The sequence below is a fragment of the bacterium genome (genome assembly GCA_008933615.1).
Taxonomy (GTDB): domain Bacteria; phylum CLD3; class CLD3; order SB21; family SB21; genus SB21.
Genome location: WBUR01000011.1, coordinates 33253 through 54582 on the forward strand (window position 1 = coordinate 33253; position 21330 = coordinate 54582).

The following is a 21330-nucleotide window of genomic DNA, read 5'->3' on the forward strand; positions in this document are numbered from 1 at the left end:
TTTTAAATGCTATTAAAAATTACTTATCACAATGTTTAACACATTATAACTTGGAGGCATGTCTTTTATGGAGAAATCATTAGTTGATTATTTTAACGAAGGTGGCGGTTTCATGTGGCCAATCCTTTTTTGTCAGGTCGTGGGTCTTGCCATTTGTATCGAACGTTTCATCACTTTGTCGCGTTCGGGCGTCAACACAAGAAAATTTCTTGTGAAGATCAAACAAGCCCTTGATGAAGGAGGCGTGCAGAGAGCGGTAGAAGTCAGCGCTAACCAACGCGGCTCGGTTGCCTCCATTTTCCACGCCGGTTTGCTTCGCGCTCATAAAGGCGTGGATCAGGTCGAAAAAGCTATCGTGAATGCCGGCGCCATCGAAATGGCATTTCTGGAACGAGGCATGATCTGGATTGCTTTCTTTATTGCCGTTGCTCCCATGCTTGGATTTACAGGAACCGTGCAAGGTATGATTCAGTCTTTTGAAGCGATCGCGAAAGCTAACGACATTTCTCCTACCATTGTTGCAACCGGTATTTCAGTCGCGTTGCTCACCACTCTATTTGGTTTGATCGTCGCTATGATACTTCAATTTTTCCATAATTATTTTACAGCGAAGATCAACCGTCTGGTTGTGGACATGGAAGAGACATCGGCAGAATTAGTTGACGCCATTGTTGAGTTGGAACACCGATAGCCAAACCAAAGGACCACTCACATGTTAGTTGAAAAAAGATTAAAAAATACAGCAGAAATACCGACAAGTTCGCTGGCAGATATGGCATTTCTTCTGCTCATATTTTTCATTGTTATCACCACCGTTGGCACGGATAAAGGGATTGACCTTGTTTTGCCGCCGGAAGGCGATGTAAAAGAAATTCCAAAGACAAATATCATGAATATCCTTCTCAATGATAACGGCGATATCCTGATTGAAGAAGAACCGCGATTTATGAATCAGATTAAGGATATTGTGAAAAACAGGATTGCCAAGAATGACAAGATCATCGTGTCGGTTAAAACGACGCGAAGAACGCCATATAAGATATTTGTTGCCGTTTTAGATCAGCTCAAACAGGCCGAGGCAAAAAAAATATCCATAGCGGAGCCGGACAAATAATCTTAAAAAGCACGGAGATTGTATGAAATTCAGTAATCAAAAAAATAAGCCGCCCGCTATACCCGGGGCATCCATGTCCGATATTGTATTTACCTTATTGCTTTTCTTTATGGTCTCGACGGTCATCAAGAAATTCAACGGTCTGCCCGTCGACACGCCGGAAGCATATCAGGTGGAAAAATTGCAGACAAAGACACACACTTCTTATATCTGGATCGATGAAGGTGAAAATATTTCATTTGACGATTATCCTATTTCCTCAATGGAAGAAATATACACCATCGCTCGGGAGAAAATTGTTAAAGATGTCCAATTATTAATTTTTATGCGAATAGACAAGAATATGCGAATGGGCGTATTAGTGGATGTACAACAGGAATTGAGAAAAGCGGGGGCATTGCGGGTCTATTACGCTACTAAAACAAAAGCTTCGCCAAATTATTAGACTATAGTTTGCCATAGCGAAGAAAGGAAAATACAATGACATTGTATGAATTGAAGAGGCAATACAAAGTTGTGTTAGAGGCTTCGATGATCGCGGCGCTGGTTTTAATTACATTGGTCATCCGTTTTTATACATTTGGAGACAGCGGCCGCACTATCGGAAAAGCGGATATACAGTTTGAAGTCAGCAAGGTTGATTTGACCAAGCAGATCAAACGCGCGCCACCGCCAAATCGTCCGGCTGTTCCGGTTGCATCTGAAACGGAAACGTTATTGGGCGATGAGACTATTGATGATACCGATGTGGATCTCGAAGAAATTCCACCGCCGCCGCCGCCGCCGGCAAAACGGGACCAGGGTGATGGCGATGCTGAAATTTTTGTGGCATACGATACGCCGCCTGATCTGAAAGGCGGATTTGATTTCATTCGCAGAAATCTCAAATATCCCGATATGGCAAGACAGGCGGGTATAGAAGGTAAAGCGATTGTCAGTTGTGTTGTTGACGAAAATGGGAATGTGCTTAAAGCGGAAGTAGTCAAAGAAGACGGTAATGTCGGTTTCGGGCAAGCCGCTGTAGAAGTGATCATGAAGGCTAAATTTAATCCTGCCAAGCAGCGCGATAAAGCCGTCAAAGTCAGAATATCCGTGCCGGTAGTATTCAAGCTCAGGGGATAGTAAATTAAAAATAAAATTAGAAAATCCCATTCGTCAAAGGCGAATGGGATTTTTTTGTTGGTGGGCCATCAGGGATTTGAACCCCGGACCAAAGGATTATGAGTCCTCTGCTCTAACCGCTGAGCTAATGGCCCAAAAGCGTGGTAATATAAATTTCGTTTAAGAAATAATCAATGAGTTTTTCTCGTGTGATGATTATTTTTAGACGGCAGGAGTTAGCTGAAGCTTTTGATACAGTCTTCCTGAGTGGGATGAATTTCAAATACTTCGGCTAATTTGGTGATGTTGAGTACATTTTTGACGAACTCGTTGTAGCCCCCAATTTTTAGTACGCCGTTCTTGTTATGCGCCGCTGTATAGAGTGAAATAAGGCTGCCAAGGCCGGAACTGTTGATTCTTTTTATCTTTGACAGATCGATAACTATCTTATCGACATTATCGTCCAATAATTCCCGAACGGCGGCCTGCAACATCTCGATGTGCTCTTCCGTCATGAGTTTATCCTGGATTTCTACGACGGCCAGAGTGTCGGTTACCTTACGGGACGTAACTTTGACCTTGCTCTCGCTGGCAATTTGCACTTTTTTGCTTTGTTTCATTGGTGTTTTCAAGGTGTATATTTATTTACTTTCTAATTTTGTGTTAATTTCACTCAAATGCATGTTCATATCATGAAGGTGCCGTTCAAGAATCCATATTTCTTCCCCGGTCTTCTGCATAGCGACTTCATCTCCGCTCCGGCCGCCATAGGTAAGGCTATTGCATATTTCATCGAATGTATCGGCGGAATGTTTTAAGTAGGTTACAAAATACCGGATATCTTTTCGAACCTCTGTGAAATCAAGTTCCTGCGATTGCGAAAGCTCGTTGGCCTTCAGCCGCAAGTAGGTAATATTAAGTTTGAATACGTTCAGATCGTCAATGACTTTATCGATATCAACTTCCCGCTCTTCCGGGGCTTCGATACGCATATCCAGTTCCATGGATTTCAAATCGAGATGAATTCTGCGCAAATCATTCGCTAATTCCCTGATTTTATCCGCTAGCATTTTGGTCTGAATCCCGAAAAATTAATAAGATGTGTCAATCAAAGCAGTAGGTTTATACTAATCATTTTTGAAGATACTGTCAACAAGTAAAATTATTTGTACGCTGATTGAGTGATCGAAACCGTGAGCGAATTGACCGCGGTACGAAGCTGTTCCTGCGAACTGTAGTTCACGTTGGCGGCGCTGATAATCTGCCCCGATTGGATATTCACCAACCGCCCGTCTATTTCCGTCTGCGAACCAAGCTGCGTTAAAACGCCTACGATGATGGCATCTACTCCGATTAATTCGCCGACTTTTACCGCGGTGGATTGTTCAATAGCTTCACCCATTTCAAAATCCTGTTCGGTCATAACTTTTTCTAGTTGCTGCCGCTCGACCACCATAAAACAGTTGGTTTGGACCATGGAGGTGGTAAGCATGTCGCATACGATGTTCCCAGCCTGTCCAACGACGGTGTCCTGCCAGCCGGCCATAGCCTTAAATTGAAAGGGTAGTACGGCAATTTTTAATTTCTTATCATTCTGAATCGAAGGTAACTTTGACTGCCACTCGGAGCTTTCGTTTGTTTGCGATGTGTAAAATTGCGGTTTTGATCTTGTTTGTTGAGAAAAAGCCGAAGCAATTTGCTTTTGCATTTCGTCCATATTTGTTTCTGCATCGTCGATTTCGTGATCGCCTGAGTCGGACGAATTTTTGGCCCTGCTCATGAATTCCATAGCTTTCAAAGGCTTATTTTCTTTATACAAAATTTTTGCCGCAAGCAAATTTAAAAGCCGGCTTTGCGGGTTTGATTTAAGAGCATGATATACGATTTTTTTTGCTTCTTTATAGTCTTGACGGTCATGATGAATTCTTGCCATTAAAGCCCAGGCCGGAGTAAATTGCGGATATAGTTCGGTGATTTTTATTAATATTTGTTCAGCTTTGGCAGGTTCCTTTTTCTTATAGTGTGCAACCGCTTCCCTGAAATGCGGATCGGGACCTTCTTTCAAATTTCTTTTTACAGGGCGCTTCTGAGCGCAGGCGTCGTTGTGTAAAACGGTCACAGACATAACAAATAATGCAAACGAACCTATTAAGATAGCCATTAAGTTTTTCATATAACATCCTTCGTATTCTTTTGATTCAAACGTAAAAATTTCAATAAGCGTAGGACATACACATAAAAGGACGTAACGAGTAAAATAGTACTTACCCACAGCAAGAATACATAAAACCCCTCGATTAGAAATACATCTTTGACAACGTAGACCGTCACCATGAGCGCAACAACAGTAATTGTAATTTTGCCGAGCATATTTGATGTAAAAAGAAAAGCATATTTGTTCTTAATGTAGAGTCCTGCCGAAAAGATCAATATGTCCCTAACCAGCGCGACAACAAGGAACCACACCGGGAAATCGTCACGTGAAAAAGCTAAAAATAAGAGAATCGCAGCCATTCCTATTTTATCAGCGATCGGGTCAATGACTTTGCCGAAATTGGTAATTTGGTTCATTTTTCTTGCAAGCTGTCCGTCAAACGTATCTGTGAGACCCCCGATGATCATAAGGGCAAGTGCGGTCAGATTATGGCGCGGATTTGTATTGCCAAGATCAAGAAAATAAATGATAGGTATGACAATAACAATCCTCGAAAGGCTTAGGATATTTGAAACGGTAAATATTTTGTCGGCGTGAGGATTTTTACCGCCAGTGGTTTCATTTGTCATTGTTCAGCGGGAGGGTTAGTCGTAAATGTTTTTGTTATGACGTCCAATTCTCTGAGAAATTTAAGCTTCTTAATTTCCTCCGGAAAAAACAACGCTTGGTCAATAAAATAAATACGCCGCGTGCGATCATCGTAAAACGCGTAACTACGAAACGGGCCGCCAAATGCGTTTTGCAAATCTAAGGTTTTCCAAATTCCGGTATATGCAAGCGCCGGACGGCCGCCGATCTCAGTTTTGTAAAATGAATCGAAAGATGGCGTCGTTTTGACTGAATCCAGAAACCAGGATCCTATTTTATTTCTCGTCTGTGTCATCCATGTTTTGGTCAAAAAGCTGTCAGGAACGGCTTGAGAGTCGAGCGGAACCCAATATACCGAGAGCCATCGCTGCAGCGACTTGTAGTATGACGATGCGTGGAAACGAACGTAATGCCTGTCCGGGCTTTCTTCAACGAGTTTATAGTCAGGATGAATTCGCAGGGTCCATTGGTATTTCATAAAAAGTTCTTTCTGCAAGGCCTTGTCTTCGAGAGGGGCTGACGAACCATAAAGAAAATCAGACATCAGATTTGTTTTATGCGTGTCGAAAATTTCAAAAAGCTGATCTCCGTTAGCCTGGATGAAGCGGTTAACTTCCTGGATGGTATTTGACGTCAGTACCATGATGACTTGCCCGACCGACCATTCGTCCTTGCGCGTAAAAATAAAATACTCGCCAGACGCTACCGCCTTGGCCGCTTCCTCATTGAGCATACTCTGAACCGTTTGCGATACCGGTTCTTTCGAGTCCAACGTGCCAATCATGACGATGTATTTATACTTTTTATAAATATCAAAAACGCTGATAGGTGCGCGCTGCAGATAGAAATCGGTTTCATTCTGCGGCGTCACAAAATTTCTTTCGAATACGATCTGTAATGATTCTTTACCCTGGCTCCAATTGGCCGAATCCGAAAAAACAATGATCTGATCATCGCCGCCGATCGCCGGAGACTTGTAAACCTTCCCGCAGGATGCAATAAAGCACGCCGCCATGACGCAAAAAAGTGTCTTCATGTGTGTTTACTCTTTCTCATAAAAAAAATCAATGCGCCGGGAACAGTAGAAATCATTGAGATAATGTAAGTAACGAACCCGATCGAAAATGCGATTTCAGCCGTCACACCGATTTTTCTGAACAGTAAGATAGTCGTCTGTTCTCTGGGGCCCGTTCCTCCAATGGAGATAGGCAGGCTGGCGGCCAGTGAAATAATGGGAACGAAAATTATGTAATATAATATCGACGATTCATCACCCATTGCCCGCCCAATAGCCCAGATAGTCATTATTCGAAGACCCTGCACGCCGATGGAAATCAAGAAAATTATAAGCAAGTCAAACCTCCGTGTTCTGAAATTATGTATTTCATGATACAGATGACGGAGACGTTCGTATAGTTTATTTGGAATGAAAACCGTAAAAGGCTTTACTACGGCATCGGCAACTTTCTTGTTCAACACAAATACCAACCCCATAATCCAGATCGTAAGCAGTACAACAATGCTCAAAAACATTCTTATCGATTCGCCGCGTCCGATCATAAATACACCGGTGATGCAGGCCAGAAAGATTAAAGTTAGCAATCCGACAAACCGGTCAAAAAAAACCGTTGCGACCGCCGGCGATAATCTTTCACGATCCGGCGAATGTTTCTTAACGTCATAGACTCTCAAAAGATCGCCGCCCATACCGCTGATCAAAAAATTATTAAAGAACAAACCGACATAATAGTAACCCAGCGTAACCTGATAGCTGATTCTGATCTCAGACAAACGTAAAATAAGCCTCCACTGAAAGGCTCCTAAAAAATAACTGAAGGACAATAAGATCAAAGACCAACCGATCCACGCCGGATCCGTTTTAAGAAATTGCGCCTGTAAAGCATCCAGCTCGATCGAACGGACGGTGAAAAATATGATTCCGAAACTGATTGCAATTTTAAGAACAACGTATAAATATTTTTTCATCATCCTTTTAGAAGAAATTATTTTTTCGAATCTAATCTTGCCTTGATCTCAGCTAATTTCGTTTTAGCCGTTACATCTTGCGGATTACGCGCGAGCCATGACTCAAGTATCAATGCCGTTTCTGTCAGATTGCCGCTTTCCTCCAACGCTTGTATATAATAACCCAAAGCCTCCGGATTGGCCGGATTGGATTCGTAAATCGGTTTCAGAATGTCCACAGCCGTTGCGGCATCCTTTAAAACAAACAGGTGCAATGCGGCAATACGAATCTTGCCGTTTTGATCGATGCGATATAATTTTTCATTCGCGAGTACTTCGGCTATATATTCTTTTAGTTTTTCAGGCTGTCCCGCGTCCGCATAAAATTGGCCTATCGCGAGTTTCAGGCGGTAATCGCGCATGGGAACCGCCTCCTCGGTGATTATCGACTGCATGGAGTCTAATATTGCGACTATTTTTTGATCGGCCGTAAGCGATTCTGGAAATTCCAGATCAATTTTATTTTTCAGATTTTCCGCCGTTCCCATCATTTTCCTTTGACGATAATATTCCACCATGCGCAGAAACAGGGTGCGGTAATTTTGCGTCAAACGGCGGATATTATCATCATATGACACGTCCGGATTGTTCATGTTTCGGTATTTATATTTCTTGAACGTGTTTTCATACATAAGGTCAATTGACATATCCTGATCGGGTACGGTAATCAGTTTATAAGCCAGCCCGTCCATTCGCAAGTAACGGCCAAGGCCGACTTTATTATCATCACTTACGGTAATTGCGTAATAGATCGGGCGAGAGAATTTTGATGCAAACAAAATATCCAGAACCATCAGATCCTGAACACGCAGACCCTGACCGGAAATAGTCGGATCCACTTTAAACTTCATTTTGGGGATGACGAGGGTATCATGATTCTTCGGCAGCGCTTTACCGGACTCGACCCAGTCTTTCCAATAAATCTCCTTCGGCACATCTATCGTAAATTCGCGTGATTTCCACCGCGTCGGCTGGATACTGGAGTTCGGGATTTTCGGATCGCCGAGAATTTGCCGATCGGTATATCCGATTGGGACTTTCATTGCTTTGACCGTTGAGCCGTCCTTCATTCTATACTCCAGCTCTTGGTTTTTCAGCTGGTGAATGTACCATTCCGTATTCAGCAGACTCAAGTTGACTATGCGTACATCCGGCCTGACCTTTTCAACTTCCTGCAAATACCATAACGGAAAGGTGTCGTTGTCGCCATTGGTAAAAATGAGCGCATTCGGTTCGCAAGTCTCAAGCAGATTATATGAATAATCCCATGCAACATAGTTTCCCTGACGGCTGGTCGTATTTTTATTATACAAGAACATATTTAGTGGCAATAGAATAATAAGGCCACAACACGCCGTATATACAAGCGTGGGCATGAAATTTTTATTTTTCAACTTTTCTTCGATAGATTCCAGAATGGAATATACGCCAATACCGATCCATACGGAGAAAGAAAAGAACGCCCCAACATAACTGTAATCGCGTTCGCGCGGCTGCGGGTCCGGCTGGTTCAGATAAATAATGATGGCAAAACCGGTCGTAATGAAGAGGCCGAATACCGCTAACGCTCTTTTCCAATCGCGGCTGAAATGATGTACAGCGCCGATGATTCCAACGATAAATGGAATTCCGTAAAGCCCGCGCATGCTGAATACGGTATAAACATATCCGTACCGGTCTTCCTGAGTATCCTGTAATTTGTCTACCGACCAACCGATTGCATTCCGTACGTGATCGACAAAGGATAATGCCAGATCATCGGGCCGCCCTATGAATTGCCAGTTAAAATAGCGGACGAACATCTTGTTGAACTGATAATCCCAGAATGGAGCCACGCGTGGCCAATATGAGAAATCGCCGTACTGTTCGCGGTTCATGTACCGGATAAAAGCCGCCCAGTTGCCCGGATCGTTCTGGTCAATATTCGGATTCATCCCGGAACGAATCATGATCATGGCGTACGTTGAATAACCTACAAAAATAAGCAGCGAAGCAATAACAACCAGCGCACCGGCATGGTTGTTTTGTTTGATCATGTAGTACGACAAATAGATCAGGATTCCGAAAAACAATAGAATAGAAGCGCCGGCTAACCCAAATTGGTCAAAAAAGAGGGGAACCTGAATACTCCAGAATATGAACACCTTGTAAATAACGGCCATTGCAATCAGTCCGACGATGACAAACTTGATGAAACTGGAAACAGTGATCTCGAATTTTTTTGAATAGATGATAAAGAATATGAACGGAAGCGCAAGTATATTTAAAAGGTGGACGCCGATGGCCAGGCCTACCATGTACGCAATGAGCAGTAAATATACATCGCTGTGAATGTCGTCCGGTTTTTCAAGCCATACCATAATGAGCCATACCACGATCGCGGTAGAAAAAGTGCTCGCTGCGTATACTTCCGCTTCAACGGCATTAAACCAATGGCTGTAGGTGAAAGCAAATGTCAATGCGGCGATGGCCGCGGATAGTGTGATTTTCAGTGCGCCAAACGTATCCGTCGGACGTTCCTTCCATTGTAACAAAAGCCGAACGATAGTCAGGTACAAAAACAATACTGCAAAGGCGCTGCACAGCACCGATATCATATTCACACGGAATCCGATATCGTAATCCGTGACGGCAATGCCTACCGCATGCCCAATTTCCGAAGTCGGCAGCATGGAGAACAGCCGGCCGACGAGCAGAAACAGCGGTGAACCGGGAGGATGAGGTACCGCTAAACTGTAGGCGCATGCAGCAAATTCTCCGCAATCCCAATAAGATAATGTCGGTGACACGGTCGCTAAATATCCAAATAAGGATAACACAAATACAACGAGGCCCGTGATGCGATTGACCTTTACATAATTGAACATAGTCGGTTTGATCTCCTGATAATTTAGATTATTATATTTTCAACTTGTTTTCTTTATCGAGAAAATAATCCGCGAGCGCCTCTTCCCATGATTTCATAATATCCAGGCCCCGCTCCTTTAGATTGTAATTTCCGAGAACGGAGTACGCCGGGCGACGGACCGGGCTTCCAAATTCCTTCACGCTCGTTTTTTCAAGTTTGGTTTTGACCTGTGCGATCTCAAATATTTTTTTTGTGAATTCGTACCAGGAACATGCGCCGTCACTGGTTGCGTGATACAGTCCGTAATGGTTCGTTGACATCAACTTTTTGATCTGCTGCGCAAGGTGTATCGTGAAAGTCGGCGTCAAAACTTCATCATCAACCACTTTGATCGTATCTTTTTCTTTGGCCAGATTCAGCATTGTTTCAACAAAATTGGATTTCTTGCCGATTGCAGGATAAATCCCGTAAAGACCCGAAGTACGAATGATAAAATTTTTACGGCCATACGCAGAAACATAATGTTCACCGGCTAATTTGCTCACTCCATATACATTCAAGGGCGCCGGCAAATCCGACTCAATGTACGGCTTGTTTTTTTTCCCGTCAAAAACATAATCGGTGCTGATATGAACCAGTTTACATGACGCTTGTTCACAATTTTGAGCAACATGTTTTGCGCCGAGGGCATTGACCTCAAAAGCTTTCCTGTCGTTGGTTTCACACCCCGGCACATCGGTCCATGCAGCGGTATTGATAACCAGGTCGGGGCGATGGGACTCAAAAAGCTCAGCCACCTGCGACGGACTAGTGATATCGCATTGGTCGACGTCCGTTTTTGTAATGTTAAAGTCGCGCGATAATACACGGATAAGGTCTTGTCCCAGTTGTCCGTTTGCGCCAATTAACAAGATATTTTGCACAGCCGCCCTTTTATTTTTCTAAAAGCCTAAAGTATGAAACTCTTTTTTCTTCTTCAAGAAATAATCAAAAACAATACTCTTAGGATAGATCAGATGACGGAATTGCGCATCGGTGACTTTTCGGTTTATTTGCACCAACCTCCTTTTTTTGAGAAGCACAAGGGCATGCGCATAGACCCAAAAATGGGCATTTAAAATAGCGACGATGCGCATCGGTTCAAACTGTACCAATGCATGTATCCCGGCAATTCCGTCCAAAATGAATCGTTGCAGCAGAGTCAAGAATAAGCGCCGCGCCGGTAAATTCTTAATAAGTAAAATAAGGCTGTTTCGATGGTTCCAATACAGTTTTTTAAAATCTGCCGCTGGCAGAGATGCGCTCACATAATGTAATACATTAGATTGAGGGATTACCTTGACTATATACCCGTGGAGGTGCAGACGCCAGCAAAGATCGATTTCCTCGTAGTGCATAAAAAAAGTTTCGTCAAGCGTTCCGGCCTCATCCAATGCAGACCGCCTGAGAAATAACGCCGCGCCGCTGGCCCAGAATATTTCCCTGATATCATCGTATTGGCCGCGATCCGTTTCGATCGTATCGAACATACGCCCGCGGAGAAATGCAAACCCCCATTGGTCAATAAATCCGCCCGATGCTCCGGCATACTCAAAATATCCGCGGTTGATCATAGACTGAAGTTTGGGTTGCAGTGCGCCGACCGTCTCGTCCTTTTCGGCTTCATTTACAAGATGGTCGAGCCAGTCGGGAGCTACTTCAACGTCATTGTTCAATAAAACGATATATTTACCCTGCGCCGCAGCTATTCCGAGATTATTGCCGCCGGTGTATCCGAGGTTGGCATCAGATCGGATCAACATGACCTGAGGATAATGTTGCTCCGTATAAGCAACAGAATCGTCCATCGATGCATTGTCCACCATGATCCATTCGACGGAAGGATAAGTCGTTTTGGAAAGCGAATCGAACAAACTTTTTATAAATTTTTTGCCGTTATAATTGAGAATGACGACGGAGACGAGCGGAGATGGATTCATGCAAGCGATCGATGTTTATTCAGGTTGATTAAAATGGCTGTTCATCGCGCGAGTAGGGCGGAGGCACTTCCTGGCTGCGGGTGGTATCAATTTCGACAAAGCGAGCAAATTTCTTTATAAACCCTAATTTGACATCGCCGACAGGCCCGTTACGCTGTTTACCAATAATGATGTCAGCCGGCACTACGTCTGCCTGGCGATTGAAGTCATCCTGATCGTAATAATCCTGCCGGTGTACGAACATAACGACGTCGGCATCCTGTTCGATTGATCCGGAATCACGTAGGTCTGAAAGCATGGGTTTCTTATCGCCGCCACGCTGCTCCACCGCGCGCGACAGTTGACTGAGCGCCAGAACCGGGATATCCAATTCTTTAGCGAGGGCTTTGAGCGAACGTGAAATGATCGCAACTTCCTCCTGGCGGTTGGCGTTGCTCTTGGCGTTCGCATTGACCAGCTGCATGTAATCCACGATCAGGATTTCAATTTGTTTTTCGACTTTCAGACGGCGGGCACGCGCGCGAAGTTCGAGAATATTCAAACTCGGCGTGTCATCCAGATAGATAGGCGCTTTGGAGAGGCGGCCCACGCTGGTGGATAATTTTGACCAGTCATTGCTGGGGAGCATGCCCGTGCGAACTTTATGCGCATCGACCTGGGCTTCGGCGCAAAGCAGACGCATGACCAATTGCAACGAGGACATTTCCAAACTAAAAAAACCGACAGGTTTATTTGCGTCGACCGCAACGTTGCGGGCAATGGATAATACAAGCGCTGTTTTTCCCATGCTCGGCCGGCCGGCTACGATAATCAAATCGGAGTTTTGAAATCCGCTGGTCATCTGATCCAACGGTTTATAGCCTGAAGTAACTCCGGTGACGCCGCCCGGTTGATGATGAAAATGTTCGATCTGTTCAAATGCCTTATGCAGTACCGGATTTAAAGCGATAAAACCTTGCCTGCTCTTGTCCTCCGCGATCTTGAATATCTGCTGTTCCACCGAGTCTATCAGGTTATCCACTTCTTCCGTTTCCTGAAAAGCCTGTGTCACGATTTGTCCGCCGACATGGATCAGTTTACGCAAACGGGCTTTATCAAGTACGATCTTGGCATAATGGGCAATATTGGAGGCGCTGGGAACTTTCTGACTTAAACCGGAAATAAAATAACTTCCTCCGACACGATCAAGTAGATTGGATTTACGTAATTCTTCCGTCAACGTGATCAGATCGATAGGTTGTGAGTGGCCATAAAGGCTCAGCATGGCTTGAAAAACAATGCGGTGCACCTCTTTATAAAAACAGGTTTCATCGATTATTTCTATGACTTTCCCCACTGCATTGTCATCGATCAGCATGGATCCTAAGATCGCTTCCTCCACTTCGAGCGCCTGAGGGGGGATGCGGCCGGAAAATTCGATGATATTTGATTTTTCTTCGGGTACGGACATTTTGGAATTAGTGTAATGCGGAAGTGAAAAATTAAAACCCGTTCTGGTCTTCGAATTTAGTTAATAATTCATTGACTGTCAAACTTGAATAATCAACGGGAACAGTGTTCGAGGGCTGCTTCATTGCTTTGATGACCTGTGACAAAAGTTCTATCGTGTTTGTGATCTTGCGGCATCCATCGATGCATACGTCAACGAGTTTCTTGACGCCATCCGGATCATGAACGTCGCAGATCTGCGCCCGGCCGGCAATAGGCGCCGTAGCATTGTTAATGTGATGCGATATCGCAATCAGCGTTTGTTCAAGCGTTTTGATACGTTCAAGTTCCTTTTCTTTCAGAATCAGTTCCCCGCGCAATTTCTTTAGTTTAAGCATGGATGCTATACGAACGCGTAATTCAACAAGGTTGTACGGTTTTGTAAGATAATCATCTGCGCCTTTTTCAAGGCCGACAATTTTGTCGCCCGGATCATTCTTGGCTGTGACAAGGACAATCGGCGTCATTTTGAGTAACGGCTCGCTGCGAACCATTTCACAAAATTTAAACCCGTCTATTTTCGGCATCATCACATCGCTCAAAACAAGGTCGTGATGTGATTTTTTCAGTTTGTCGAAGCCTTCCTGACCGTCGCCTGCAATGTCGATGTCGTACCCTTCTTTGGAAAAGAACATGTTCAGGATAGAAACGGTATCCTGATCGTCTTCGATGATCAGGATTTTTGTAGGCACATGGTGAGCGGGCTTTTTAGACTTAGCGTATTCCTTGGTATCACGAGCCGCTTTTGTTTTTTTTGAGATAGTTTTTGGCTTATTTGGCATGAATTGTGAATTTACAGAGAGGAACGGTTGATTCTAAGATTGACTTTTAGTGATAAATATTATACTATTGAACAGAATTTTTTTCATATCATGACGGAAAACGTCAACCTACAGAGGATTTTTAGGTAGGCGATAATATACATTTTCCAAACCATTATCAAGTTTTTTTTGGGCGTTTCCGCAGTATCCATCATGAGAAAGAGCCAATGAAGATTGACAAAACACTGATTACGCTTGTTATTTTCGTTCTGTTATCATCCTGCAATATTAAGATGCCGGTTGTAGGGAAACTCCCTCCCCGCGAAACGATCATCAAATACTGTTGGCAAACGTTTGAATTCGGACTGAAAGATAAAAACGAATTTATCCGAACAAATACCATTCGTACTTTGGGGCGCATTGGAAATCGGACGGCGATCGATGCGCTGGGTTCTTTCGATTATGGCTGGAAACCGGTCGCCGTCAAGACGTGCGCGCTAACTTTAGCGCAAATCCACGACAGTGCAGCTTTTTACAGCCTGCGACATTTTGCTGATTCAAAGGATTTTATGATAAGGGAATACGTCGTTGTCGGAATTGCGCGGATGTCCGATCTATTTCCCGATACGTTGGTTGCGCGCTATCTGAATAAAATGATGTATAGCGTGGACAGTATTGCAGTTGACACTCTATTGTATGATTCGGCTGAAATTTCACAGGATAAATTCGAACTTCGGGCAAAGATCGGGATGGCTTTGCTTAAAGTCGGCGACAGGTCCGGTCAAACGTATACGAAATCTCTGGCAAAAAACCGTTCCCTTCAGTTCCGGATTTCAATTGCGAAAGTTATTGGAGAAATTAATCCGCCCAATTCGTTAGATTTGCTGTTACCGTTTTTGAAAGATTCATCCTCCTATGTTCGCTCCAAAGCTCTGGAATCGTTGATTAAGATTAAGCCAAACGACATCGAATCGCGGCTGCGACACATTTTAGCGAGTGACAAGGCTGAAGATATGCAGGTCAATGCGGCGATCGGATTGATGAAATACGATGAATTGACATCCGTAAACCTGTTATTAAAGTTGCTGGATAGCGGGGACGAGGATGTGCTAAGCCGGATCATTCTCGCTCTGGGGGAAGTTAAGTCTAAACCGGCGCGGGACAAAGTTATCCCGCTCTTGAGGAGTCTGACCACGCAACCTTCGGACTGGGTGAGAATATCCTCCGTCGCGTCGCTTGGGAACTTAAAGGATTATGAATCGATAGATATTATTGAATCGGCATTGAATGATCCGTCGCAGGAAGTTCGGGAAATTTCGGTTGGCGTTTTATCGAGGCTGAAAGGAAAACTAATGCTGGAAGATCTTAAGAAACTTATCAATGACGATACTTATTCGATGCGTTCGGTTGCGATATCCGGCCTGGGCAGTATTGAAGACGAAACCTTGCAGAATGAAGTGATCCTGCCTCTGCTGCTCGACAGGCTTAAAAATGATGGCGAGCTGATAGTGAGAGTACGTGCCGCATTTACGATTCTAGACATTTTGTCCGGCGGAAAATACACTAAACAAAACGATACGAAAACAGATTAATATTTAGGAGTAGTTATATGAAAAAATGGGTAGCCATTGGGCTTTTAGCGGTATTCTTTTTTTATGTCGCAACGAATGCGACCGGGTTTTATACTGAATTACTATGGTTCAGATCACTCGGTTATGAAAATCCATTCTGGACGATGTATACATCGGAGTATCTGCTAGGATTCGTATATTTTGCGGTTTTTTGGATCATCATAGGCTCGAACATACTGATCGCTTCTCGGGTAAAATCGGTAGTGGTAAAGCCCGGCGGGGAGGTGTTTCAGCAGCAGCTTCAGTTTTTTGCAAAACCTGCAAAGCTCATATTTTTCGGATTGCTTTTGTTTGTCAGTTATATCATGGCAGCAGCGCCGGCGACGAAATGGATGCGTGTGCTGCAGTATTTTAACAGTGAGTCCTTTGGCGAACTGGATTCGGTTTTTCAAAAGGACATCGGCTTCTATGTTTATGAATTGCCGTTCTATCAGAGTATTATCAATTGGCTATTTGGCGTCCTGGTTGTAACGATCATTGCGACGGCCGCCGTTCATGTATACAAACGCGCCGTTAATTTTACGCCGCAGGGTGTCAGTCTTGGCCAATTTACGCGTCGGCATATCATGGTGCTGATCGGACTGATCTTATTTCTTTACGCGTTTGATTATCATTACAGCCAGTACGATATCTTATATAAGGATAACGGCATTGTGGTCGGCGCGGGGTACACCGATGTAAACGCCGCGCTTACGGGGTACATGCTCATGCAGGTGATTGCTTTGGTCGGCGCGTGCGGTGCGTTTATCAGCGCATTTAAAGGAACTTGGCGGTGGCTTATCGGAAGCGTCATACTGCAATTCGGCGCCGCATTCCTGCTTCTGAATATTTATCCGTCGTTGATACAGCGATTTGTCGTGAAGCCCAATGAATTGGAAAAAGAAAAACCGTATATCGAAGAAAATATCAAACAGACACGCCGCGCGTACGAACTGGACAAAATTACCGAAAAAGATTTCAAGTATGACCTTGCGCTGACGTCGTCGGATATTAAAGCAAACAATGCAACAATCAAAAACGTCACGCTTTGGGATTACCGGCCGTTGCGGGATTCCTATTCGCAGTTACAGGAAATTCGTCCCTATTATAATTTTTATGACGTGGACATTGACCGTTATTTTGTCAATGGCGAATACCGGCAGGTCATGTTGTCTGCGCGCGAACTCAATCTCCAGAAGATCGGAAGCGATAACTGGATCAATAAAACATTCATCTATACCCACGGACACGGCATCGTTATGAGCCCGGTGAATGTGGTGACGACCGAAGGCCAACCGGAATTCTTTATCAAAAATATTCCACCCGAAAAATCTGTGGATATTACGTTAGATCGGCCTGAAATCTATTTCGGAGAACTCCAGGGCATTGACGATTATATCGTTGTTAAAACAAGCAAAGAGGAATTTGATTTCCCGCTCGGAGAAAAAAATCAGCACACGTTCTATAAAGAAGATGCGGGGGTAGGTATCGGCAGTTTTGCACGTAAGGCCATGTTTGCAATTCGGTTCGGTAAATTCAATTTTCTGCTGAACGATTACATTCAGCCGGAAAGCAAAATCATTTATTACAGGAATATCAACGATCGCATTAAAAAATTAATTCCTTATATCAAGCTGGATAAAGATCCTTATATGGTCGCAGAAAACGGACGGCTATATTGGATCTACGATGGATTTACTACCACGAATCAGTATCCGTATGCCAAGATGTCGTACGAAAAAAGTTCGTCTCCATTTGGCGCAGGCATAACATATAATTATATTCGAAATTCCGTCAAAGTTGTGATCGACGCATACAACGGTTCCACTCAAATTTATAGTTTTAATTCTGAAACCGATCCGCTGATTAGGGTGTATGCTAAGATCTTCCCCGGAGTTTTTAAACCGATTCAGGATATGCCGGAGTATTTGAGGAAACATCTGCGTTATCCACAGGATCTTTTCGATATTCAGGCAAAATTATTCACGTTCTATCATGTTGATGACGCCAATGTGTTTTTCAACCGGGAAGATGAGTGGAATATCGCGACGGAAAAATACGGCGACGATGTGAAACGTATGGAGAGTTATTATGTCATCATGAGGCTTCCGGGTGAATCGAAAGAAGAATTTTTGCTCATGGTTCCGTTCACGCCAAACACCAAACCGAATATGATCGCGTGGTTTTGCGCCCGGAGCGATGGAGATAATTATGGAAAACTGTTAGTATATAAATTTCCGAAGAGTGAATTGGTCTATGGGCCATTGCAGGTAGAGAGCCGGATCGACCAGACGCCGGAAATTTCTGAAAAACTAACCTTATGGAATCAACAGGGATCCAGTGTGACCCGGGGCAATCTCCTCGTCATACCGATCAACAATTCCGTCTTGTATGTGGAGCCTTTGTATCTTCAGTCGCAGCAAAGCAAAATGCCGGAACTGAAAAAAGTCATAGTTGCATTTGACAATTACATCTTTATGGAAGACAATCTGGAGAACGGCCTAGAAAAAATCTTCGGAGGAAATTTTGCCGCATTCAACAGAGACAAGCAGTCTGCCGAGTCTGCAGAGGCAGCTTCATCGGTGACGGACAAGAATGTGGCTGCCATTTCTTCGGAAACGGCAAAAGCAATTAGGGATTTGTCGCGTTCCGCAATGGACAATTATAACAACGCTCAGGATGCACTGAAAAAAGGGAACTGGACAAAATACGGCGAAAGCTTAGAGCGTCTCAAAAAAGATCTTGAAAAACTTTCCGAACGAAGTAAAGGTATCAAATAATAAATAGATGAAGCGAGTCGGACACCAAGGCGGCAATTTTTGCTTCTCATGATTGGATACGAGTTTAATTGTTGACGGGTTTCAGAAAGCAGCACTTATGAGCGACGCTAGTCTGCATCAATCCATTGATGTTTTTACGAAGAGAACCGGATTGATTGTAAGCCAGAATCATGGCGATGCGCAGGAAATGGAATTTAATTTATCTACGCTTTTGGGCATCAATATTCTTTTATGCCAATCGATACCCGATGCGCAGTTGATCTTAAAGGCGGAGCCTATTGACATCGTTATTCTCGATACTAAGATGGATCATCCAAATCCGTTTGTCATTTGTAAATTTATCAAGTCCGATGAAGCCTTGTGGAATATTCCTGTCGTCGCGCTGTTATCGGAAAACGCATTGAATAACCGCAGTCATGCGCTTAATTACGGAGCGGACGATTTTATCATGCGGCCGTTTGATTATTCTGAAGTGTATAGCAGAACCCGGGCGCAGCTTCGCTTGAGGGAATTGTATCTGCAGCTGCTGAAAGATGAACGGCTGAAAGTATTATTTGAGATGGCCGGCGCAGCGGCTCACGAATTGGCTCAGCCCGTAACGGGCGCCATGGCTTTAATTCAGGTCATTTTGGCTAAACGCGAAAAAGAAATAACAGATGTCGATACTGAAATGAAAATGTTATATGAGTGCCTTCAGCGCGCTACAGACGTTATACACAAGATTCAGCGGATCAGGAAATATGAAACGACAGCGTACGCGGGTTCAAGTCAAATCATTGATATTAACAAAGCCTCCGATTCAAACCGATAAGCATGACTCTTCCAGATCTTACTCATAGACAAATTGCGACGGCATTTGCAAATGGCTTTGACCATATTTTGGATTATGACGCTTTATCCAAAATTTGTGAGTCTGCGCGCGTGAAGGGCGCCGACTTTTCAGAGGTATACATTGAACGGCGTCTGTCGACATGGATTACCTTGGTAGAGGACAAGATCAATGTAGTTCGGGCCGGCATTAAAGCAGGCGCCGGAGTCCGTGTGATTCGCGGCACACACGTTGGCTATGCTTATTGTGAGGATCTCCGCCCGGAGAGTATCGAAATCGCCGCAAAAACGGCAGCGTATATCACTCATGAAGGCAGTCCGGAATCTTTCTCAAACCCGGTTAATGTAACTCCACCACGAACGGATCAGTCAGTTACGTTCTACCGGCTCGAATCCGATGGTAAGAAAAAGACTGACTTGTTGCGCCGGGCCAACTCAGCCGCGCGCGACGAAGACAACCGCGTAAAGGAAGTAAGTTGCACCTACTATGACGAAGAAAAGGAGATTCGTATTGTTAATTCCGACGGGTTGCAATGCGATGACCAACGCTCGCTTTACGGGTTTCATGTGTTTGTTCTGACGGGCGATGGAGGCAAAAATAATTTCGGATACGCAACCGGCGGAGGCCGATATCCTTTTACCTATTTTGAAAAGAGAACTCCGGAGATGATCGCGCGTGACGCGTCCCGGCAGGCGCTGCGCAAACTAAGATCGTGTGAATGTCCGGCGGGACAATTCCCGGTTGTTATCAATAAAGGCTGGGGCGGCGTGCTGATCCATGAAGCCGTCGGCCACGGACTTGAAAGTGATTTTAACCGGCGAGGTTCATCTGTCTACACGGGAAAAATCGGCCAAAAAGTTGCTTCAGAATATGTAACGATCATCGATGACGGTACCATACTCAACGGGCGCGGATCATCGAATTCCGACGATGAAGGAACGATCACAAAAAAAAATATCCTGATAGACAATGGAATTTTAAAAAATTATTTGTATGATAACTACAATGCGCGTTTGATGAATGCGGTGCCGACAGGCAACGGCAGAAGGGAGAGTTTTGCGCAACTTCCGATGCCGCGCATGACCAATACTTATATCGCGCGTGGAAAAGATAATCCGGAAGATTTGATTCGCTCCGTCAAATGGGGCCTGTATGCTCAAACTCTTGGCGGCGGTCAGGTTGACATTGCCAGCGGCAATTTCGTATTTGAAGTTCAGGAAGGATACTGGATCGAAAACGGTAAGATCACGTATCCGGTGCTCGGCGCAAATTTGATAGGCAATGGGCCGGACATTCTCAATAAGATCGATGCAATAGGAAATGATTTAGAAATAGAAACCGGCGCCGGCGCCTGCAGTAAAGAGGGTCAAAATATTCCCGTTGGGGTCGGACAGCCGACTATAAAGATAGGTGAAATGACCATCGGCGGAACTGGTTTAAGGAGGCTATAACGATTTTCATAATCACGAAAGCACATGCAAGCACAAAAAGCGCTTCCCCTTAGCAGTTGGCACATAGCCTTCCCGAACGACGCGAATCCTCACGGCACCATGTTTGGCGGGAAAGTGATGGCGATCCTGGATATTCAAGCGGGAATCGTTGCATCCCATTATTGCCACAAGATCGTTGTTACCGCGTCAACGGAGGCGGTAGATTTCAGAAACCCGGTGAAGGTCGGGGATCGTTTGGAGACAATTGCGCGCGTGGTGTATGTCGGCAATACCTCGTTGGTGATCAAGATTGACGCTTATTCGGAGAACCCTTTATCGGGTAAGCGTAAGCATTGTACGACGGCCTTTTTCAATATGGTCGCTCTGGACGAAGACGGTTCGCCGACGCCAATTCCGCCGTTGATCGTCGAAACAGAGGAGGAAAAAAGGGACTTTGAATTGGCTCAGTTGATCAAACATAATGCGCTCGAGCGAAAGAAAAAAGTTCATCAAGCAATGAAAGACGAATAATAAAGTTAAGTTAATTTACCATTTGAGGATT

The 21330-nt window shown here is 44.3% G+C and carries 20 protein-coding genes and 1 tRNA gene; 9 read left to right on the forward strand and 12 right to left on the reverse strand.

What is annotated here, in order from left to right; genetic code table 11:
- Positions 1–58 precede the first annotated feature (58 nt).
- Genes F9K33_05685 through F9K33_05700 form a run of 4 tightly spaced genes read left to right on the forward strand, consistent with a single transcriptional unit; the run spans position 59 to position 2236 of the window.
- Positions 59–691, forward strand: coding sequence for a MotA/TolQ/ExbB proton channel family protein (locus tag F9K33_05685; protein ID KAB2880298.1), 633 nt, complete (start codon positions 59–61; stop codon positions 689–691).
- A gap of 21 nt (positions 692–712) precedes the next feature.
- Positions 713–1114 (forward strand): biopolymer transporter ExbD, encoded by a 402-nt coding sequence (locus F9K33_05690; protein KAB2880299.1) that lies wholly within the window; start codon positions 713–715, stop codon positions 1112–1114.
- Between the two features lie 22 nt (positions 1115–1136).
- Positions 1137–1559, forward strand: coding sequence for a biopolymer transporter ExbD (locus F9K33_05695; protein KAB2880300.1), 423 nt, complete (start codon positions 1137–1139; stop codon positions 1557–1559).
- Positions 1560–1594: 35 nt separating this feature from the next.
- On the forward strand, positions 1595–2236 hold the full coding sequence (locus tag F9K33_05700; protein KAB2880301.1) for an energy transducer TonB: 642 nt from the start codon (positions 1595–1597) through the stop codon (positions 2234–2236).
- 58 nt (positions 2237–2294) lie between these two features.
- Here the strand turns inward: F9K33_05700 and F9K33_05705 are convergent.
- The 12 genes from F9K33_05705 to F9K33_05760 form a co-directional block, all read right to left on the reverse strand.
- Positions 2295–2370: transfer RNA gene (locus F9K33_05705), tRNA-Ile, on the reverse strand.
- A gap of 81 nt (positions 2371–2451) precedes the next feature.
- On the reverse strand, positions 2452–2835 hold the full coding sequence (locus tag F9K33_05710; GenBank protein ID KAB2880302.1) for an STAS domain-containing protein: 384 nt from the start codon (positions 2833–2835) through the stop codon (positions 2452–2454).
- 21 nt (positions 2836–2856) lie between these two features.
- On the reverse strand, positions 2857–3285 hold the full coding sequence (locus F9K33_05715; GenBank protein ID KAB2880303.1) for a hypothetical protein: 429 nt from the start codon (positions 3283–3285) through the stop codon (positions 2857–2859).
- Between the two features lie 92 nt (positions 3286–3377).
- A complete protein-coding gene (locus F9K33_05720; GenBank protein ID KAB2880304.1) occupies positions 3378–4388 on the reverse strand; it encodes a hypothetical protein in 1011 nt (336 codons plus the stop codon).
- Positions 4385–4999 (reverse strand): CDP-alcohol phosphatidyltransferase family protein, encoded by a 615-nt coding sequence (locus F9K33_05725; protein KAB2880305.1) that lies wholly within the window; start codon positions 4997–4999, stop codon positions 4385–4387. The genes F9K33_05720 and F9K33_05725 overlap by 4 nt, the downstream gene beginning before the upstream one ends.
- Positions 4996–6054 carry a DUF4837 family protein gene (locus tag F9K33_05730; protein ID KAB2880306.1) on the reverse strand — a complete coding sequence of 353 codons (1059 nt, stop codon included), beginning with the start codon at positions 6052–6054 and terminating at the stop codon, positions 4996–4998. Before F9K33_05730 ends, F9K33_05725 begins: the two co-directional genes overlap by 4 nt.
- Positions 6051–7007: a flippase-like domain-containing protein gene (locus F9K33_05735; protein KAB2880307.1), complete on the reverse strand. Its 957-nt coding sequence runs from the start codon at positions 7005–7007 to the stop codon at positions 6051–6053. Before F9K33_05735 ends, F9K33_05730 begins: the two co-directional genes overlap by 4 nt.
- 14 nt (positions 7008–7021) lie before the next feature.
- Complete coding sequence (locus tag F9K33_05740) at positions 7022–9910, reverse strand: DUF2723 domain-containing protein (protein ID KAB2880308.1); 2889 nt, start codon at positions 9908–9910, stop codon at positions 7022–7024.
- Between the two features lie 31 nt (positions 9911–9941).
- Entirely contained in the window at positions 9942–10814 is an 873-nt protein-coding gene (gene rfbD, locus F9K33_05745) for a dTDP-4-dehydrorhamnose reductase (GenBank protein ID KAB2880309.1), read from the reverse strand.
- A gap of 18 nt (positions 10815–10832) precedes the next feature.
- Entirely contained in the window at positions 10833–11870 is a 1038-nt protein-coding gene (locus F9K33_05750; GenBank protein ID KAB2880310.1) for a glycosyltransferase family 2 protein, read from the reverse strand.
- A gap of 28 nt (positions 11871–11898) precedes the next feature.
- Entirely contained in the window at positions 11899–13320 is a 1422-nt protein-coding gene (dnaB, locus tag F9K33_05755; GenBank protein ID KAB2880311.1) for a replicative DNA helicase, read from the reverse strand.
- A 31-nt stretch (positions 13321–13351) separates the two neighbouring features.
- Positions 13352–14140, reverse strand: coding sequence for a response regulator transcription factor (locus tag F9K33_05760; GenBank protein KAB2880312.1), 789 nt, complete (start codon positions 14138–14140; stop codon positions 13352–13354).
- Positions 14141–14346: 206 nt separating this feature from the next.
- Here F9K33_05760 and F9K33_05765 point away from each other — a divergent pair, with 206 nt between their 5' ends.
- The 5 genes from F9K33_05765 (at position 14347) to F9K33_05785 (ending at position 21299) form a co-directional block, all read left to right on the forward strand.
- The gene (locus F9K33_05765; GenBank protein ID KAB2880313.1) at positions 14347–15711 is read left to right on the forward strand and encodes a HEAT repeat domain-containing protein; all 1365 of its coding nucleotides are present in this window, start codon (positions 14347–14349) and stop codon (positions 15709–15711) included.
- Between the two features lie 17 nt (positions 15712–15728).
- Positions 15729–18509 (forward strand): UPF0182 family protein, encoded by a 2781-nt coding sequence (locus tag F9K33_05770; protein KAB2880314.1) that lies wholly within the window; start codon positions 15729–15731, stop codon positions 18507–18509.
- Positions 18510–18606: 97 nt separating this feature from the next.
- Positions 18607–19320: a response regulator gene (locus tag F9K33_05775; protein ID KAB2880315.1), complete on the forward strand. Its 714-nt coding sequence runs from the start codon at positions 18607–18609 to the stop codon at positions 19318–19320.
- 2 nt (positions 19321–19322) lie between these two features.
- Complete coding sequence (tldD, locus tag F9K33_05780; protein ID KAB2880316.1) at positions 19323–20789, forward strand: metalloprotease TldD; 1467 nt, start codon at positions 19323–19325, stop codon at positions 20787–20789.
- 24 nt (positions 20790–20813) lie between these two features.
- Positions 20814–21299, forward strand: a complete 486-nt coding sequence (locus F9K33_05785; GenBank protein KAB2880317.1) for an acyl-CoA thioesterase — start codon at positions 20814–20816, stop codon at positions 21297–21299.
- The last annotated feature ends 31 nt before the right edge of the window (positions 21300–21330 follow it).

Bases quoted from the DNA above. Each gene is read 5' to 3' on its own strand.
- F9K33_05685 (KAB2880298.1), top strand. From the start codon at position 59: ATGTCTTTTATGGAGAAATCATTAGTTGATTATTTTAACGAAGGTGGC.
- F9K33_05690 (KAB2880299.1), top strand. From the start codon at position 713: ATGTTAGTTGAAAAAAGATTAAAAAATACAGCAGAAATACCGACAAGT.
- F9K33_05695 (KAB2880300.1), top strand. From the start codon at position 1,137: ATGAAATTCAGTAATCAAAAAAATAAGCCGCCCGCTATACCCGGGGCA.
- F9K33_05700 (KAB2880301.1), top strand. From the start codon at position 1,595: ATGACATTGTATGAATTGAAGAGGCAATACAAAGTTGTGTTAGAGGCT.
- F9K33_05710 (KAB2880302.1), bottom strand. From the start codon at position 2,835: ATGAAACAAAGCAAAAAAGTGCAAATTGCCAGCGAGAGCAAGGTCAAA.
- F9K33_05715 (KAB2880303.1), bottom strand. From the start codon at position 3,285: ATGCTAGCGGATAAAATCAGGGAATTAGCGAATGATTTGCGCAGAATT.
- F9K33_05720 (KAB2880304.1), bottom strand. From the start codon at position 4,388: ATGAAAAACTTAATGGCTATCTTAATAGGTTCGTTTGCATTATTTGTT.
- F9K33_05725 (KAB2880305.1), bottom strand. From the start codon at position 4,999: ATGACAAATGAAACCACTGGCGGTAAAAATCCTCACGCCGACAAAATA.
- F9K33_05730 (KAB2880306.1), bottom strand. From the start codon at position 6,054: ATGAAGACACTTTTTTGCGTCATGGCGGCGTGCTTTATTGCATCCTGC.
- F9K33_05735 (KAB2880307.1), bottom strand. From the start codon at position 7,007: ATGATGAAAAAATATTTATACGTTGTTCTTAAAATTGCAATCAGTTTC.
- F9K33_05740 (KAB2880308.1), bottom strand. From the start codon at position 9,910: ATGTTCAATTATGTAAAGGTCAATCGCATCACGGGCCTCGTTGTATTT.
- F9K33_05750 (KAB2880310.1), bottom strand. From the start codon at position 11,870: ATGAATCCATCTCCGCTCGTCTCCGTCGTCATTCTCAATTATAACGGC.
- dnaB (KAB2880311.1), bottom strand. From the start codon at position 13,320: ATGTCCGTACCCGAAGAAAAATCAAATATCATCGAATTTTCCGGCCGC.
- F9K33_05760 (KAB2880312.1), bottom strand. From the start codon at position 14,140: ATGCCAAATAAGCCAAAAACTATCTCAAAAAAAACAAAAGCGGCTCGT.
- F9K33_05765 (KAB2880313.1), top strand. From the start codon at position 14,347: ATGAAGATTGACAAAACACTGATTACGCTTGTTATTTTCGTTCTGTTA.
- F9K33_05770 (KAB2880314.1), top strand. From the start codon at position 15,729: ATGAAAAAATGGGTAGCCATTGGGCTTTTAGCGGTATTCTTTTTTTAT.
- F9K33_05775 (KAB2880315.1), top strand. From the start codon at position 18,607: ATGAGCGACGCTAGTCTGCATCAATCCATTGATGTTTTTACGAAGAGA.
- tldD (KAB2880316.1), top strand. From the start codon at position 19,323: ATGACTCTTCCAGATCTTACTCATAGACAAATTGCGACGGCATTTGCA.
- F9K33_05785 (KAB2880317.1), top strand. From the start codon at position 20,814: ATGCAAGCACAAAAAGCGCTTCCCCTTAGCAGTTGGCACATAGCCTTC.